The organism is Streptomyces odontotermitis (assembly GCF_050510915.1).
GTDB lineage: Bacteria > Actinomycetota > Actinomycetes > Streptomycetales > Streptomycetaceae > Streptomyces.
In genome coordinates, this window is sequence record NZ_JBNJLS010000027.1 from 44,302 (window position 1) to 58,885 (window position 14,584).

General features: G+C 72.5%; 13 protein-coding genes. 3 read left to right on the forward strand and 10 right to left on the reverse strand.

Annotated features, from left to right (window positions below):
- Positions 1–61 precede the first annotated feature (61 nt).
- Positions 62–1,066 (reverse strand): transcription termination factor NusA, encoded by a 1,005-nt coding sequence (gene nusA / locus ACQB60_RS41330; RefSeq protein WP_496931247.1) that lies wholly within the window; start codon positions 1,064–1,066, stop codon positions 62–64.
- Positions 1,067–1,068: 2 nt separating this feature from the next.
- The gene (gene rimP, locus ACQB60_RS41335) at positions 1,069–1,566 is read right to left on the reverse strand and encodes a ribosome maturation factor RimP (RefSeq protein WP_496931248.1); all 498 of its coding nucleotides are present in this window, start codon (positions 1,564–1,566) and stop codon (positions 1,069–1,071) included.
- 238 nt (positions 1,567–1,804) lie between these two features.
- Between rimP and ACQB60_RS41340 the strand changes: the two genes are divergently transcribed.
- Genes ACQB60_RS41340 through ACQB60_RS41350 form a run of 3 tightly spaced genes read left to right on the forward strand, consistent with a single transcriptional unit; the run spans position 1,805 to position 3,752 of the window.
- Positions 1,805–2,353, forward strand: a complete 549-nt coding sequence (locus ACQB60_RS41340; protein WP_496931249.1) for a hypothetical protein — start codon at positions 1,805–1,807, stop codon at positions 2,351–2,353.
- Entirely contained in the window at positions 2,350–2,811 is a 462-nt protein-coding gene (locus tag ACQB60_RS41345) for a ferritin-like domain-containing protein (RefSeq protein ID WP_496931250.1), read from the forward strand. The genes ACQB60_RS41340 and ACQB60_RS41345 overlap by 4 nt, the downstream gene beginning before the upstream one ends.
- Before the next feature lie 26 nt (positions 2,812–2,837).
- Positions 2,838–3,752: an aminoglycoside phosphotransferase family protein gene (locus ACQB60_RS41350; RefSeq protein WP_496931251.1), complete on the forward strand. Its 915-nt coding sequence runs from the start codon at positions 2,838–2,840 to the stop codon at positions 3,750–3,752.
- Between the two features lie 79 nt (positions 3,753–3,831).
- Here ACQB60_RS41350 and ACQB60_RS41355 read toward each other — a convergent pair whose 3' ends face one another.
- The 8 genes from ACQB60_RS41355 to ACQB60_RS41390 form a co-directional block, all read right to left on the reverse strand.
- Entirely contained in the window at positions 3,832–5,526 is a 1,695-nt protein-coding gene (locus ACQB60_RS41355; protein ID WP_496931252.1) for a proline--tRNA ligase, read from the reverse strand.
- Between the two features lie 82 nt (positions 5,527–5,608).
- Positions 5,609–6,160: a GNAT family N-acetyltransferase gene (locus tag ACQB60_RS41360; RefSeq protein ID WP_496931253.1), complete on the reverse strand. Its 552-nt coding sequence runs from the start codon at positions 6,158–6,160 to the stop codon at positions 5,609–5,611.
- 120 nt (positions 6,161–6,280) lie between these two features.
- Positions 6,281–7,129: a GNAT family N-acetyltransferase gene (locus ACQB60_RS41365; protein WP_496931254.1), complete on the reverse strand. Its 849-nt coding sequence runs from the start codon at positions 7,127–7,129 to the stop codon at positions 6,281–6,283.
- 196 nt (positions 7,130–7,325) lie between these two features.
- Positions 7,326–8,483 (reverse strand): flavodoxin-dependent (E)-4-hydroxy-3-methylbut-2-enyl-diphosphate synthase, encoded by a 1,158-nt coding sequence (gene ispG, locus ACQB60_RS41370; protein ID WP_496931255.1) that lies wholly within the window; start codon positions 8,481–8,483, stop codon positions 7,326–7,328.
- Positions 8,484–8,661: 178 nt separating this feature from the next.
- Entirely contained in the window at positions 8,662–9,963 is a 1,302-nt protein-coding gene (locus tag ACQB60_RS41375; RefSeq protein WP_496931256.1) for a M50 family metallopeptidase, read from the reverse strand.
- Complete coding sequence (gene dxr / locus ACQB60_RS41380; protein WP_496931257.1) at positions 9,960–11,225, reverse strand: 1-deoxy-D-xylulose-5-phosphate reductoisomerase; 1,266 nt, start codon at positions 11,223–11,225, stop codon at positions 9,960–9,962. Before dxr ends, ACQB60_RS41375 begins: the two co-directional genes overlap by 4 nt.
- Positions 11,226–11,395: 170 nt before the next feature.
- On the reverse strand, positions 11,396–12,415 hold the full coding sequence (locus ACQB60_RS41385; RefSeq protein WP_496931258.1) for a hypothetical protein: 1,020 nt from the start codon (positions 12,413–12,415) through the stop codon (positions 11,396–11,398).
- Positions 12,416–12,610: 195 nt separating this feature from the next.
- Positions 12,611–14,548, reverse strand: coding sequence for an acyl-CoA dehydrogenase family protein (locus tag ACQB60_RS41390; RefSeq protein WP_496931259.1), 1,938 nt, complete (start codon positions 14,546–14,548; stop codon positions 12,611–12,613).
- Between the last annotated feature and the right edge of the window lie 36 nt (positions 14,549–14,584).

Sequence of the window (14,584 nt, forward strand, 5' to 3'; positions counted from 1 at the left end):
TTGTCTTGATCAGTTCGGCGGGCTTGATCGCTTCGGCGGGCAGGCCGGAGCGACCCGGCCCCTACTCGCCTGAACCAGCGGACTCCGGCGTTTGTTCCGTGTCCGGCCGGATGTCGATGCGCCAGCCCGTGAGCCGGGCGGCGAGGCGGGCGTTCTGGCCCTCCTTGCCGATGGCGAGCGACAGCTGGTAGTCCGGCACCGTCACGCGCGCGGAGCGGGCCGCGAGGTCCACGACCTCCACCTTGCTGACCCGTGCCGGGGAGAGCGCGTGGGCGACCATCTCGGCCGGGTCCTCGGACCAGTCCACGATGTCGATCTTCTCGCCGTTCAGCTCGCCCATGACGTTGCGCACACGGCTGCCCATGGGGCCGATGCAGGCGCCCTTGGCGTTGAGCCCCGAACGGGTCGAGCGGACCGCGATCTTGGTGCGGTGACCGGCCTCACGGGCGATGGCGGAGATCTCCACCGAGCCGTCGGCGATCTCCGGCACCTCGAGCGCGAAGAGCTTCTTCACCAGGTTCGGGTGCGTGCGCGAGAGCGTCACGGACGGGCCACGCACACCCTTGGCCACCCGGACCACGTACGAGCGAAGCCGCATCCCGTGCGGGTACTCCTCGCCGGGGACCTGCTCCTGCACCGGCAGGATGGCCTCCAGCTTGCCGATGTCCACCAGGACGTTCTTCGGGTCGCGGCCCTGCTGGACGACGCCGGTGACGATGTCGCCCTCGCGGCCCGCGTACTCGCCGAGCGTCGCGTCGTCCTCCGCGTCCCGCAGGCGCTGCAGGATGACCTGCTTCGCCGTGGTCGCGGCGATGCGGCCGAAGTCCGACGGGGTGTCGTCGAACTCCTTGGGCTCCTGGCCCTCTTCGAGGTCGGCCGGGTCCTCCGTCGCCCACACCGTCACGTGGCCACTCTCGCGGTCCAGCTTGACGCGCGCGCGGCGGAAGCTGCCGTCGGTGCGGTGGTAGGCGATGAGGAGGGCGGACTCGATCGCCTCGACAAGGAGGTCGAAGGAGATCTCCTTCTCCCGTACCAGACCCCGCAGGGCGCTCATGTCGATGTCCACGGCTACGCCTCCTCTTCCTTCTTGTCCTTGCGGTTGAACTCGACCTGGACACGCGCCTTGTCGATCTCGTCGAAGGCCAGCCTGCGCGCGGTGGGCTTGCGGCCCTTCACGCCGGGCACCTCGAGGTCGAGACCGTCCTCGTCCACCGTCAGGATCCGGGCGACGAGCTCGCCGCCGGCGGTCAGCTGGAACTTCACCAGGCGGCCTGTGGCACGCACATAGTGGCGGTGCTGGGTGAGGGCGCGCTCCGCGCCGGGGGAGCCGACCTCCAGGTCGTACTCGCCGTCACCCATCGCGTCCGTCTCGTCGAGCTTCGCGGAGAGCGCGCGGCTCACATCCGCGATCCGGTCCAGATCCACGCCGTCCTCGGAGTCGACGACGACGCGCAGCACGCGCTTGCGGCCGACCGAAGCCACTTCGATCTCCTCGAGATCGAGGTCCTGGGAGCTGACGAGCGGTTCCAGCAGTTCTCGCAGCCTCTCGCTCTGGGTGGTGCTCATCCGGGTGACTCCTCGGCCGCGTGTGCTGTTGTGGGATCGTCGCGTGTCAGGTCAAAGGGTATCCGGTCGCGAAGGGTGTTGCTGTCCACCGTACGGGCGCGAAGGCGCCGTGGCACGGGAGTGCCGAGCCGCTCGCGGGCGGCGGCCGTGCCCGCAGGTACGGTGATCACCGGGTCCGTCCGGGTCCCCGCTCTTCCCGTCTGCGCCTTCTGGCCCTCCTGCTCCGAGGACGTCTGCCGTGCCGTCGCATCTCACCCCCTCGTGGTCCCGCCCAGGGCCGCGCCGAAGGAGTCTGCTCACCGGGGCGGCCGGGGCCGCCGGGACCGCGCTGCTCGCGGGCTGCTCCGGCGCCTCCGGCCCGGACGCGGACGAGCGCCCCTCCGCCGCCCGCCGCCTGCGCGGCCGCGCCGTCCAGGACAGCACCGAGCTGCTCGCCCGCTACGACGCCGTCCTCGCCGCCCACCCCGGGCTGCGCGCGCGGCTCGCGCCGCTGCGGGCGGAAGTGGCCCGGCACAAGGCGGCGTTCGCGGAGGGGCTCCCCGAGGCGACGCCGTCGTCGGGCCCCGCGGGACCCTCCGCGTCCCCGTCCACCGGCGCCTCCCCCGTGCCGTCCGTGCCCGGCGACGAGAAGGCCGCCGCGCGCGGCCTCGCGGCCGCCGAGCGGGAGCTCTCCGACCGGCGCGGCACGGCGCTCCTGGACGCCCCGCCCGAGCTGGCCCGGCTGCTCGCCTCGGTCGCCGCGGCGGGCGCCGCACACGCGTATCTGCTGACGGAGGGCGCCAAGTGAGCGAGAAGAAGCCCGAGTTGAAGGCCGTGCAGGCCGCGCTCGCCGCCGAGCACGCGGCCGTCTACGGCTACGGCGTGGTCGGCGGCCGCATCGGTGAGGGCCGCAGGGCGGAGGCGCGGACGGCGTACGACGCCCATCGCGCCCGCCGCGACGAGCTGCAGCGGGCCGTGCGCGACCTGGGCGCGGAGCCCGACGCGGCGTCGGCCGCGTACGCGCTGCCGTTCCCCGTGCCGGACTCGGCGGCCGCGGTGCGGCTCGCGGCGGACCTGGAGGACCGGGTCGCGGGCGTCTACTCCGACCTCGTACGGGCCGCGAGCGGCACCCGGCGGGCGGACGCGGCCGCCGCGCTGCGGGAGGCGGCGGTGCGTGCGGCGCGGTGGCGCGGCGGGAGCGTAGCCTTCCCTGGTCTCGCCGAGCGGGCCGCCAAGCCGGGCGCGCCCGCGTCGCCGCAGACCTGATCAGCTTGGAAGGGAACAGCTCACGCATGGCTTTCGAACCGCCTCCGCGCCTGGTGCGCGCCCTCGGCGAGGCACACCGAGAGGCGGCCGACCCCGGCACCGACACCTGGCTGGCCACGCTGCCGGAGCTGACCCGACAGGCCGTCGAGGAGCGGGAGTTGACCGTCGAGCGGGTGCAGGTGCCGGGCGGCAGGAGCAGCCTCGTGCTGCTCGTGCGGCGGCAGGACGGCACCCCCGCGGTCCTGAAGCTGGTGCCGCCGCGCTCCCGCCCCGACAGCGAGCGGGCCGCGCTCGCGCACTGGGGCGGGCTCGGGGCCGCACGGCTCCTGGACGACGGCGGGCCCTCGGCGGACGGCTCCCTGCTCATCGAGCGGCTGCACAGCGACGTCTCGGTGCGCTCCCTGCCCGAGGCGAAGGCGCTCCTCGAAGCGGCGGGCACCCTGCGCCGCCTGTGGGTCGCTCCCCCGGCGGACCACCGCATCGAGACGGTCGCCGAGCGGACGGGACGGCAGGCCGAGGCGATGGCCGCGTCGTCGGACGCGGAGGTCGCGCCGCTGGTGGAGGCGGCCCTCGCGGCCCGCGACGAGCTGCTCGCCGCCCCGGTGGAAGAGCGGCTGCTGCACGGGACCTTCCGGCAGAGCAAGGTGCTCGCTGGCGACCGCATGCCATGGCACGCGGTGGGGCCGGACCCGGTGGTGGGTGAGTGCGCGTTCGACCTGGCGCGGCTCGTGCGGGACCGGGTGGAGGACCTCATCGCCTCGCCGTCGGGGCCTTCGATCACGCGACGGCGGGTGAAGCGGCTCGCGGAGTCGCTGGACGTGGAGCAGGAGCGGCTGCGGGGCTGGACGCTGTTCCGGGCCGTGGAGTCGGGGGTGCGGGCGCGGCGCGTGGGCCGGGACCAGGACGCGGAGCTGCTGCTGGAGTTCGCCGGGTGGCTGTAGGGCCTTCCCTCGCCCTGCGCGGAGACAGCGAGGGGGCGCCCCGTTCCCACGGGGCGCCCCCTCGCCGTAAGACCAGCCGTCAGGCGGTGAGGCGGGCGATGGCCTCGTCGACCGTCAGTTCCTCGCGCTCGCCCGTGCGGCGGTCCTTCAGCTCCAGCACGCCCTCGGCCGAACGGCGGCCCGCCACCAGGATCTTGGGGACGCCGATCAGCTCCGCGTCGGTGAACTTCACGCCCGGGGAGACCCCGGCGCGGTCGTCGACCAGGACGCGGACGCCCGCGGCGGACAGCTTCTCGGAGACCTCCAGGGCCAGTTCCGTCTGGAGCGCCTTGCCCGCGGCCACCACGTGGACGTCGGCGGGGGCGATCTCCTTCGGCCAGCACAGGCCCTGGTCGTCGGCGTGCTGCTCGGCGAGGGCGGCGACGGCGCGGGAGACGCCGATGCCGTACGAGCCCATGGTCACGCGGACCGGCTTGCCGTTCTGGCCGAGGACGTCGAGCTGGAGGGCGTCGGCGTACTTGCGGCCCAGCTGGAAGATGTGGCCGATCTCGATGGCGCGGTCCAGCTTGAGGCCGGTGCCGCAGGACGGGCAGGGGTCGCCCTCCTCGACGACGACCACGTCCACGTAACGGTCGACCTCGAAGTCACGGCCCGCGACGACGTTCTTCGCGTGCACGCCGTCCTTGTTGGCGCCCGTGATCCAGGAGGTGCCGGGGGCGATGCGCGGGTCGGCGAGGTAGGTGACCTTGTCCAGGCCCTGGGGGCCGACGTAGCCGCGTACGAGATCGGGGCGGTCCGTGAAGTCCTCGGCGGTGACCAGCTCCACGGCGGCCGGGGCGAAGTGCGCCTCGACCTTGTCCATGTCGACCTCGCGGTGGCCGGGGACGCCCACGGCGACGATCTCGCCGTCGACCTTGACCAGGAGGTTCTTGAGGGTCGCGGAGGCCGGGACGCCGAGGTGGGCGGCGAGCGTCTCGATCGTCGGGGTGTCGGGGGTCGGGATCTCCTCGAGCGCGGCGACGCCGTCGGCGGCCACCGGCTTCAGGGCGAAGGTGATCGCCTCGGTGTTGGCGGCGTAGTCGCAGTTCGGGCAGTCGGCGAAGGTGTCCTCGCCGGCGCCGGCCGGGGCGAGGAACTCCTCGGACTTCGAGCCGCCCATGGCGCCCGCGGTGGCCGCGCAGATGCGGTAGTCCAGGCCGAGGCGCTCGAAGATCCGCTGGTACGCGGCGCGGTGCAGCGCGTACGACTCGGCGAGGCCCTCGTCGGCGGTGTCGAAGGAGTACGAGTCCTTCATCTGGAACTCGCGGCCGCGCAGGATGCCCGCGCGCGGACGGGCCTCGTCGCGGTACTTGGTCTGGATCTGGTACAGGATCACCGGCAGGTCCTTGTAGGACGAGCACTGGTCCTTGACGAGCTGGGTGAAGATCTCCTCGTGGGTCGGGCCGAGGAGGTAGTCGCCGCCCTTGCGGTCGTTGAGGCGGAACAGCTCGGGGCCGTACTCCTCCCAGCGGCCGGTCGCCTCGTAGGGCTCCTTGGGCAGGAGGGCCGGGAGCAGGACCTCCTGGGCGCCGATGGCGTCCATCTCCTCGCGGACGACCCGCTCGACGTTGGCGAGCACCTTCCTGCCGAGCGGCAGCCAGGACCAGACACCGGCGGCGGTGCGGCGCACGAACCCGGCGCGGACGAGGAGCTTGTGGCTCAGGACCTCGGCGTCCGCCGGGTCGTCGCGCAGTGTCTTGACCATCAAACGGGACATGCGCTGGACCTGGGCCATGATCGTTAACTCCTGCTGCGTAAGGACGAGATGTCCAGGAGGTTAGCCGGGGGCCGGGTGCGGGTGGAAATCGGTTCCCGGGTCAGGGGGCCGTGGTGCGGCGGTGCAGGGGCAGGTGGGCGCCCATCACCGCGTACGGCTTGGGGGCGCTCGGGAACAGGACCTGGCGGGCGAGGTCGCCGTAGCCGAGGGCGCGGTACAGGGCGCGGGCGGGGCTCTCCGTGTCGATGGCGGAGAGGATGGAGCGGGGCTGGTCGGCGCCGTCCGTGATGGTGGTGATGAGGGCGCGGCCGACGCCGCGGTTCTGGTAGCCGGGGTGGACGTGCAGCTCGGTGATGACGAAGGAGTCGTCGAGCCAGCCGTCCAGGTTCTGGCCGCGCAGATACGGCTCGACGACGGTGGACCACCAGTGGCCGCGGTCGTTGGGCATGCCGTAGACGAAGCCGACGAGCCGGCCGTCGCGGGTGGTGGCGCCGAGGGCGCGGGCACCGGGGTAGGTGATGTGGCGCAGCACGATGGTGCGGCGCACGGTGACCTCGTCGTCGCCGAGCCCGAAGGCGAGGGCCTGCACGCGCAGCGCCTCGTCCACGCGGGCGGCGAGGTCGAGGGGCCCGATCACCACGTCGTCACTCATGCGCCGAACCCTAGACGAGTAAGTCCGAACCCGCGTCGTCCGCCCGAAGGGCGGGCGCGGGTTCGGACTTACTCGTCCGACTCTCCGACCGGGGCGTACGGGGCGCTCGGAACAGGTCGCTCAGAACAGGACGCTCATGAACGCGCCGACCTCTTGGAAGCCCACGCGCCGGTAGGCCGCCCTGGCCGCCGTGTTGAAGTCGTTGACGTAGAGGCTGACGACGGGGGCCACGTCGGCGAGGGCGTAGCGCAGGACGGCCGCCATTCCGGGGGCGGCGAGGCCGCGGCCGCGGTACTCGGGGGCCACCCAGACGCCCTGCACCTGGCACGCCTGTGCGGTGGCGGCGCCGATCTCGGCCTTGAACACCACCCGGCCGTTCTCGTCGAGGCGCGCGAACGACCGCCCTGCGCCCACGAGTTCGGCCACCCGCGCCTGGTAGAGCAGGCCGCCGTCGCCGGCCAGCGGGGAGACGCCGACCTCTTCGGTGAACATCGCGACGCAGGCCGGCATGATCGTGTCCATCTCGTCCTTGCGGACGCGGCGGACGTACGGGTCGGGGGCGACGCCCGCCGGGAGCCGGTCGGTGACCATGAGCGGCTGGTGGGCGCGGACCTCGCGGGCCGGGCCCCAGCTCGGTTCGAGCAGCTGCCAGAGCTGGGCGGTGGACTCGGCGGGGCCGACGATGGAGGAGCAGCGGCGTCCGGCCCGGCGGGCGCGGTCGGCGAAGCCGCGGACGGCGCGGGGGGTGGCGCAGATCGGGACGAGGTTGGCGCCCGCGTAGCAGAGCGACTCCAGCATGCCGTCCTCGTACCAGCCCCACATCTCGCCGCCGAGGCGCCAGGGGTCGAGGCCGGCGATCTTGACGCGGGCCGTGACGAAGGCATTGGCGACCGGCTCGCGGTCGAGCACGGCGAGCGCTGCGTCCAGGTCACTCGGTTCGAGGACCCTGGTGGTGGTCTGCGTCAACACGGGGGGCCTCACCATACGGTCTGCTGATCTCCGCACTGTACCTGGCGGGGGCGCCTTGTGCCGTGGGGTGCTTGAGCACTTGTTCGTCCGCCCCCGCGTCGTGGCTCGTGACCGCCCCAGGACAGGAACGCCCGGGGCCCCGTCGCTCTGCAGCGACGGGGCCCCACGGTGCGTACGGAAAGAAGGCTCCCGGGTGTCAGCCCGCGACGGAGATCTGGGGCTCGCCCGAGGCCACGCCGTCCTTCTCCATCTGCTCGGCGATCTTCATCGCCTCGTCGATGAGGGTCTCCACGATCTTCGACTCGGGGACCGTCTTGATGACCTCGCCCTTGACGAAGATCTGGCCCTTGCCGTTGCCGGAGGCGACTCCGAGGTCGGCCTCGCGGGCCTCGCCGGGGCCGTTCACCACGCAGCCCATGACGGCGACGCGGAGGGGGACCTCCATGCCGTCCAGGCCCGCGGTGACCTCTTCGGCCAGCTTGTAGACGTCGACCTGGGCGCGGCCGCAGGAGGGGCAGGAGACGATCTCCAGGCGGCGCTGCTTCAGGTTCAGCGACTCCAGGATCTGCATGCCGACCTTGACCTCTTCGGCCGGGGGCGCGGAGAGGGAGACGCGGATGGTGTCGCCGATGCCCTCGGAGAGGAGCGCGCCGAAGGCGACCGCCGACTTGATGGTGCCCTGGAAGGCGGGCCCGGCCTCGGTCACGCCGAGGTGCAGGGGGTAGTCGCAGGCCGCGGCGAGCTGGCGGTAGGCGTTGACCATCACGACCGGGTCGTTGTGCTTGACCGAGATCTTGATGTCGCGGAAGTCGTGCTCCTCGAAGAGGGACGCCTCCCAGAGGGCGGACTCGACGAGGGCCTCCGGGGTGGCCTTGCCGTACTTCTTCAGGAGGCGGGCGTCCAGCGAGCCCGCGTTGACGCCGATGCGGATCGGGGTGCCCGCGTCCTTGGCGGCCTTCGCGATCTCCTTGACCTTGTCGTCGAACTGCTTGATGTTGCCCGGGTTGACGCGGACCGCGGCGCAGCCCGCGTCGATCGCCGCGAAGACGTACTTCGGCTGGAAGTGGATGTCCGCGATCACCGGGATCGAGGACTTCCGCGCGATGGTGGCCAGCGCGTCCGCGTCGTCCTGCGTGGGGCAGGCGACGCGCACGATCTCGCAGCCGGAGGCGGTGAGCTCGGCGATCTGCTGGAGCGTGGCGCCGATGTCGGACGTGCGCGTCGTCGTCATCGACTGCACGGAGATCGGCGCGTCACCGCCGACGGCCACCGAACCGACCTGGATCTTGCGGCTGACCCTGCGGTCGGCGAGCTTGGTCGGTACGGACGGGATTCCGAGAGAAACGGCAGTCATCTGGCGAGCATCCCCAAGAGTGTGGATCACTAGGTGTGGATCGAGGTCCCGAGATCGGCGGGCTCCAGGTTCCGAGATTACGGCACCCGCGAGGGCCCCAGCACACCCCGTCCCAAAGTCCACCCAATGGTGGGCGGCCGACCATAAAGCATGGCCGACCGCCGCAAACACCGCGTAACTAGGAAATTCTCACTGGGTTAACCACGTCCGCGATGAGCACCAGGATCGTGAAGCAGATGAAGATTCCGGCCACCACATAGGCGACCGGCATCAGCCGCGCCACGTCGAACGGGCCCGGGTCGGGCCGCTTGAGGACCTTGGCCGTGGTGCGGCGCAGGGACTCCCAGACGGCGCCCGCGATGTGCCCGCCGTCCAGGGGCAGCAGGGGCAGCATGTTGAACAGGAACAGCGAGAGGTTGAAGCCCGCGATGAGGAACAGCATCATCGCGATCTGGTTCTCCGGCGGGATGTCCAGGGTGAACACGTCGCCGCCGACGCGGGCCGCGCCGACCACGCCCATCGGGGAGTCCTGCTTGCGCTCGCCGTCGCCGAACGCCGCGTCCCACAGGTCGGGGATCTTGGAGGGGAGCGCGATGATCGACTCGACGCCGTTCTCCATCATGTCGCCCATGCGGTTCACGGAGTCGCCGAAGGACTGCTGGACGATGCCGCTCGCCGGGGTGAAGCCGAGGAAGCCCGCGTAGACGTACTTGCCCTCGACGTAGCCGCCGTCCCCGTCGGTCTTGCTGACCTGGTTCTTGATGAGGTTGGCGTGCAGGTCCAGCTTCTTGCCGTCGCGCTCGACGGTGAGGGTGGCCGGGCCCACGGTCTCGCGGATCTTGGACTGCAGCGCCGACCAGTCGTCGACGGGCTTGCCCTGGAAGGCGACGATCTTGTCCCCGGCCTTGAGGCCCGCGGCCTTGGCGGGCGCCTGCTTGTCGCCCTTCGCGCACGTCGTGCGGTTCTCGCTCTGCTGGATGACGCAGTCCGAGACCTTGCCGACCGAGGTCGTCTGGGTGCTGATGCCGAACGTCATCATCACGCCGAGGAAGATCGCCACGGCGAGGATCAGGTTCATGAACGGGCCCGCGAACATCACGATCACGCGCTTCCACGGCTTGCGCGTGTAGAAGAGGCGGGACTCGTCGCCCGGCTGGAGCTCCTCGAACGCCGCCGAGCGGGCGTCCTCGATCATGCCGCGCCAGGGCGAGGTGGAGCGGGCCTCCAGCTTTCCGTCCGGGCCCGGCGGGAACATGCCGATCATGCGGATGTAGCCGCCGAGCGGGATGGCCTTGATGCCGTACTCGGTGTCGCCCTTCTTGCGCGAGAAGATCGTCGGCCCGAAGCCCACCATGTACTGCGGCACGCGGATGCCGAACATCTTGGCCGTCGACAGGTGGCCCAGCTCGTGCCAGGCGATCGAGAACAGCAGCCCGACCACGAAGACGACTATGCCGAGGATCATCATCAGGGTCGTCATGCACGGGCCTCCGCGGTCGCCTTCGCCGTCAGTTCGCGGGCCCGGGCGCGTGCCCAGGTCTCCGCTTCGAGGACGTCCGGGACCGTCAGCGAGGTTCCCCCGGACGGGGTGCCGTGCTCGGCGACGACCTCGGTGACGGTCTCCATGATTCCGTTGAACGGCAGCGCGCCCTTCAAGAACGCGTCGACGCACTCCTCGTTGGCCGCATTGAACACCGCCGGAGCCGTGCCCGCGAGCTCCCCGACGTGCCGGGCGAGCCCGACCGACGGAAACGCGTCGGTGTCGAGCGGGAAGAACTCCCAGCTGGACGCCTTGGTCCAGTCGAACGCCGGGGCCGCGTCCGGGACCCGCTCGGGCCAGCCGATGCCGATGGCGATCGGGCCGCGCATGTCGGGCGGGGTCGCCTGCGCGAGGGTCGAGCCGTCGGTGAACTCCACCATGGAGTGCACGTACGACTGCGGGTGGACGACGACCTCGATGCGGTCGAAGGGGATGTCGTAGAGGAGGTGTGCCTCGATGACTTCCAGACCCTTGTTGACCAGGGTCGCGCTGTTGATGGTGATCACCGGGCCCATCGCCCAGGTCGGGTGCGCGAGCGCGTCCTCGGGGGTGACGTCCGCGAGCTCCGCCTTCGTCCGGCCGCGGAAGGGGCCGCCGGACGCGGTTACGACGAGCTTGCGCACATCGGCGCGGGTGCCCGCGTTCAGCGCCTGGAAGAGCGCCGCGTGCTCGGAGTCGACCGGAATGATCTGCCCCGGCTTGGCGAGCGCCTTGACCAGGGGGCCGCCGACGATCAGCGACTCCTTGTTGGCGAGCGCGAGGGTGCGGCCCGCTTCGAGGGCGGCCAGCGTGGGGGCCAGGCCGATGGAGCCGGTGATGCCGTTGAGGACCGTGTGGCACGGGGACGCGGCGAGTTCGGTGGCGGCGTCGGGCCCCGCCAGGATCTCGGGGAGCGGCTCGCCCGCGTACTGCCCGCTGAGCGCCTCCCGCAGCGCCGGCACGACGTCCTCGCGGGCGACCGCGACGGTGCGGACCCGCAACTGCCGGGCCTGCTCGGCGAGGAGGCCGACCCGGCCGCCCGCGGCGGAGAGACCGGTCACGCGGAAGCGGTCGGGGTTGCGCAGCACCAGGTCGATGGCCTGCGTGCCGATGGACCCGGTGGAGCCGAGGATGACGAGGTCCCGGGGGCCGGAGGCGCCGGAGGGGGCCGCGGGTTCGAAGACCAGATGCGGGTCGGCGAGGGGGGCTGGGCTGTCGCTCATCCCCCCATTCTTGCCTGGCCGCCGAGCGGTTTGGACAGGGCGCCCCGGATCCGGTCGGTCGGAGTCGTGCTCGGGGGGGGTGCGAGCGGTGGGGAGGGGTGGGGGCGTGGAGGGCCAGGGGAGGGCGCTCTGCCTGCCCGCCGAAGGGACACGGGAGCACCAGGGCACGGTCAGTCCGAGTCGTGCTCGCGGGCGTGGGCGCCGGGGGTCCGGGGGTGGTGGCCGCGGCGGGGGCGGGGGTGCCAGGGGCGTGTGCCGGGGGCGTCCGGTTCGCCGGGCTCTCCGGCTTCTCCGGGTGCTCCGGCTTCTCTGGGCTCTCCGGCTTCTCTGGGTGCTCTGGGTGCTCCGGGGGCTCCGGGGGCTCCGGGGGCTCCGGGGGCTCCGGGGGCTCCGGGGGCTCCGGGGGCTCCGGGGGCTCCGGATGCTCCCGCTTCTCCGGGCGCTCCCGCCTCCCCGGGCAGGGCGCGCAGGAAGGGTGTGATGCCGCGTTCGAGGAGCGCGTGGTGCCAGGCGTCGCGCGCCTGCTCCACCTCGTCGGGCACGGCCCCGTCCCCGTCCCGCGCGCGCAGTGAACTGCCGCCCTGCCGCAGGGCGGTGACGAGCAGGGCCGCCGCGGCGGCCAGGAAGGTCGCCGCGGTCAGCGCGCCGAACACCCAGCCGGTGGTGAGCAGCGTGTCGGCGAGGGCGGGCGAGGAGTCGAGCGCCTTCAGGACGTAGCCGACGAGGAGGAGCACCACGGCGGCCGTCCCCGCGAGGAGCGGCGCGAGCACGGCGACGACGGCGCCGACCCCGGCACTCCCCCAGGCACCGGCCTCGGGCGCGGCCGCCGCGGCCACCATTGCCGCGGACTGCGCGGACTGCGCGGACTGCCCGGACTGCCCGGCCTCGGGCTGCGCGAGCAGCCCCCGTTCCTCGCGCACCCGCACATAGTGGGCGTACTCGGGGGCCGCGGCGGCCGTGAGCGTCTGGGCCGCGCTCAGGACGGCGGCGCGGGCCTGCTCGGTGGAGAGCCCGCGGTGCGGCACGTCGGCCAGCGCCTCGTCGAGGGCCCGCTCGAACTCGGGCCAGTCCTCGTCGAGCAGCCGGATGTCGCCGACGGCCACCGGGACGGGCCGAAGGCGCGGGGCGGCGCGGGCGCCGAGGACAGCCGCGACGAGACGACGCCCCAGGGAGGGCCGGGTACGGGTCATGGCGCCGACTCCTCGTCCGTGCGGCCCCGGCGGTACGAGCGGCGGCCTCGGGGGCCCGTACCGCGCGCGTACGGCGCTCGTACGGGACCACGGGGACCGCCGCTCGATGGTAGGACCGGGGGCCGTCGCGGAGAAGGCTTCGCGTACCGGACGGACCGGGTCGGCCGGGTGGACCGGGTCGGCGGATGGGGCGGGTCAGCGGATGGGGCGGTGGACGTTCTCCTTGGTGGAGGGGCCCGGGGTGGCGTCGGCGATCCAGGGGCCCTCGCCGCTGGGGTCGACGACGCCCTGCTCCAGCCAGGTGTACGTGCCCGACAGGACGCCCTTGACGACCTTGCGGTCCAGGTCGTCGGTGTTGGTCCACAGGCGGTCGAAGAGCTCGTCGACGCGGATGCGGGACTGCCGGCAGAAGGCGTCGGCCAGCTGGTACGCCTCGCGGCCGTACTCCTCGGTGGTGCGCAGGAGTTCGGCGCGCACACAGGCCGCGCTCATCGCGAAGAGCTCCGCGCCGATGTCGACGATCCGGCCGAGGAAGCCCTGCTTGGTCTCCATCTTTCCCTGCCAGCGCGACATGGCGTAGAAGGTGGACCGGGCCAGCTTGCGGGCGCAGCGCTCCACGTAGCGGAGGTGGCCGGAGAGGTCGGCGTGGCCCGCCGGGTGGAACTCGGCGTACGAGCGCGGGAGTTGGCCGGGTCCCGCGACCAGCTTCGGCAGCCAGCGGGCGTAGAAGCCGCCCGCCTTCGCGCCCGCCCTGGCCTTGTCGGACAGGGACTTGTCGGGGTCGATGAGGTCGCCCGCGACCTTCAGGTGGGCGTCGACGGCCTCGCGGGCGATGAGGAGGTGCATGATCTCCGTCGAGCCCTCGAAGATGCGGTTGATGCGCAGGTCGCGCAGGATCTGCTCGGCGGGCACGGCGCGTTCGCCGCGCGCCGCGAGGGACGCCGCGGTCTCGAAGCCGCGGCCGCCGCGGATCTGGACCAGCTCGTCGGCCATCAGACAGCCCATCTCGGAGCCGTACAGCTTGGCGAGGGCGGCCTCGATGCGGATGTCGTTGCGGTCCTCGTCGGCCATCTGCGAGGACAGGTCGACCATGCCCTCCAGGGCGAACGTCGTCGCCGCGATGAAGGAGATCTTGGCGCCCACCGCCTCGTGGAACGCGACCGGTTTGCCCCACTGCTCGCGGGCGCCCGACCACTCACGGGCGATCTTCAGGCACCACTTGCCCGCGCCGACGCAGGTGGCGGGGAGCGAGAGGCGGCCGGTGTTGAGGGTGGTGAGGGCGATCTTGAGGCCGGCGCCCTCGGGGCCGATGCGGTGCGCGGCGGGGACGCGGACCTGGTGGAAGCGGGTCACGCCGTTCTCCAGGCCGCGCAGGCCCATGAAGGCGTTGCGGTTCTCGACGGTGACGCCCTCGGCCGCCGCCTCGACGACGAAGGCGGTGATGCCGCCCTTGTGGTCGTCGGACTTCGGGACACGGGCCATGACCACGAGGAGGTCGGCGACCACGCCGTTGGTGGTCCACAGCTTCACGCCGTCCAGGACGTAGTCGTCGCCGTCCGGTACGGCCGTGGTGGCGAGGCGGGCCGGGTCCGAGCCCACGTCCGGCTCGGTCAGCAGGAAGGCGCTGATGTCGGTGCGGGCGCAGCGCGGCAGGAACGTGTCCTTCTGCTCCTGGGTGCCGAACAGCTTCAGCGGCTGGGGCACGCCGATCGACTGGTGCGCGGAGAGCAGTGCGCTGATCGCGGGGCTCGCGGAGCCGACGAGGGCGAGCGCCTTGTTGTAGTAGACCTGGGTCAGGCCGAGCCCGCCGTACTTCGTGTCGATCTTCATGCCGAAGGCGCCGAGCTCCTTGAGGCCGCCCACGACCTCGTCCGGGATGCGGGCCTCGCGCTCGATGCGGGCCGAGTCGATCTTCGTCTCGCAGAAGTCCCGGAGCTTGGTGAGGAACTCCTCGCCGCGTCGCGCGTGCTCGTCGGCGGGCAGCGGGTGCGGGTGGATCAGGTCGAGCCGGAAGCGGCCGAGGAAGAGCTCCTTGGCGAAGCTCGGCTTGCGCCAGTCCTGCTCGCGGGCGGCCTCGGCGACCTGGCGCGCCTCGCGCTCAGTGACCCGTGGGGTGTCCTGTGGTGCGGTCATGAGGGGTTCTCCTCGCCGCGGTCGGATGGGGGTGCA

Excerpts from the sequence above, each read along its gene's own strand:
- ACQB60_RS41355 (WP_496931252.1), bottom strand. The coding sequence starts at position 5,526 with ATGGCCCAGGTCCAGCGCATGTCCCGTTTGATGGTCAAGACACTGCGC.
- rimP (WP_496931248.1), bottom strand. The coding sequence starts at position 1,566 with ATGAGCACCACCCAGAGCGAGAGGCTGCGAGAACTGCTGGAACCGCTC.
- ACQB60_RS41350 (WP_496931251.1), top strand. The coding sequence starts at position 2,838 with ATGGCTTTCGAACCGCCTCCGCGCCTGGTGCGCGCCCTCGGCGAGGCA.
- ispG (WP_496931255.1), bottom strand. The coding sequence starts at position 8,483 with ATGACTGCCGTTTCTCTCGGAATCCCGTCCGTACCGACCAAGCTCGCC.
- ACQB60_RS41390 (WP_496931259.1), bottom strand. The coding sequence starts at position 14,548 with ATGACCGCACCACAGGACACCCCACGGGTCACTGAGCGCGAGGCGCGC.
- ACQB60_RS41385 (WP_496931258.1), bottom strand. The coding sequence starts at position 12,415 with ATGACCCGTACCCGGCCCTCCCTGGGGCGTCGTCTCGTCGCGGCTGTC.
- ACQB60_RS41360 (WP_496931253.1), bottom strand. The coding sequence starts at position 6,160 with ATGAGTGACGACGTGGTGATCGGGCCCCTCGACCTCGCCGCCCGCGTG.
- dxr (WP_496931257.1), bottom strand. The coding sequence starts at position 11,225 with ATGAGCGACAGCCCAGCCCCCCTCGCCGACCCGCATCTGGTCTTCGAA.
- ACQB60_RS41375 (WP_496931256.1), bottom strand. The coding sequence starts at position 9,963 with ATGACGACCCTGATGATGATCCTCGGCATAGTCGTCTTCGTGGTCGGG.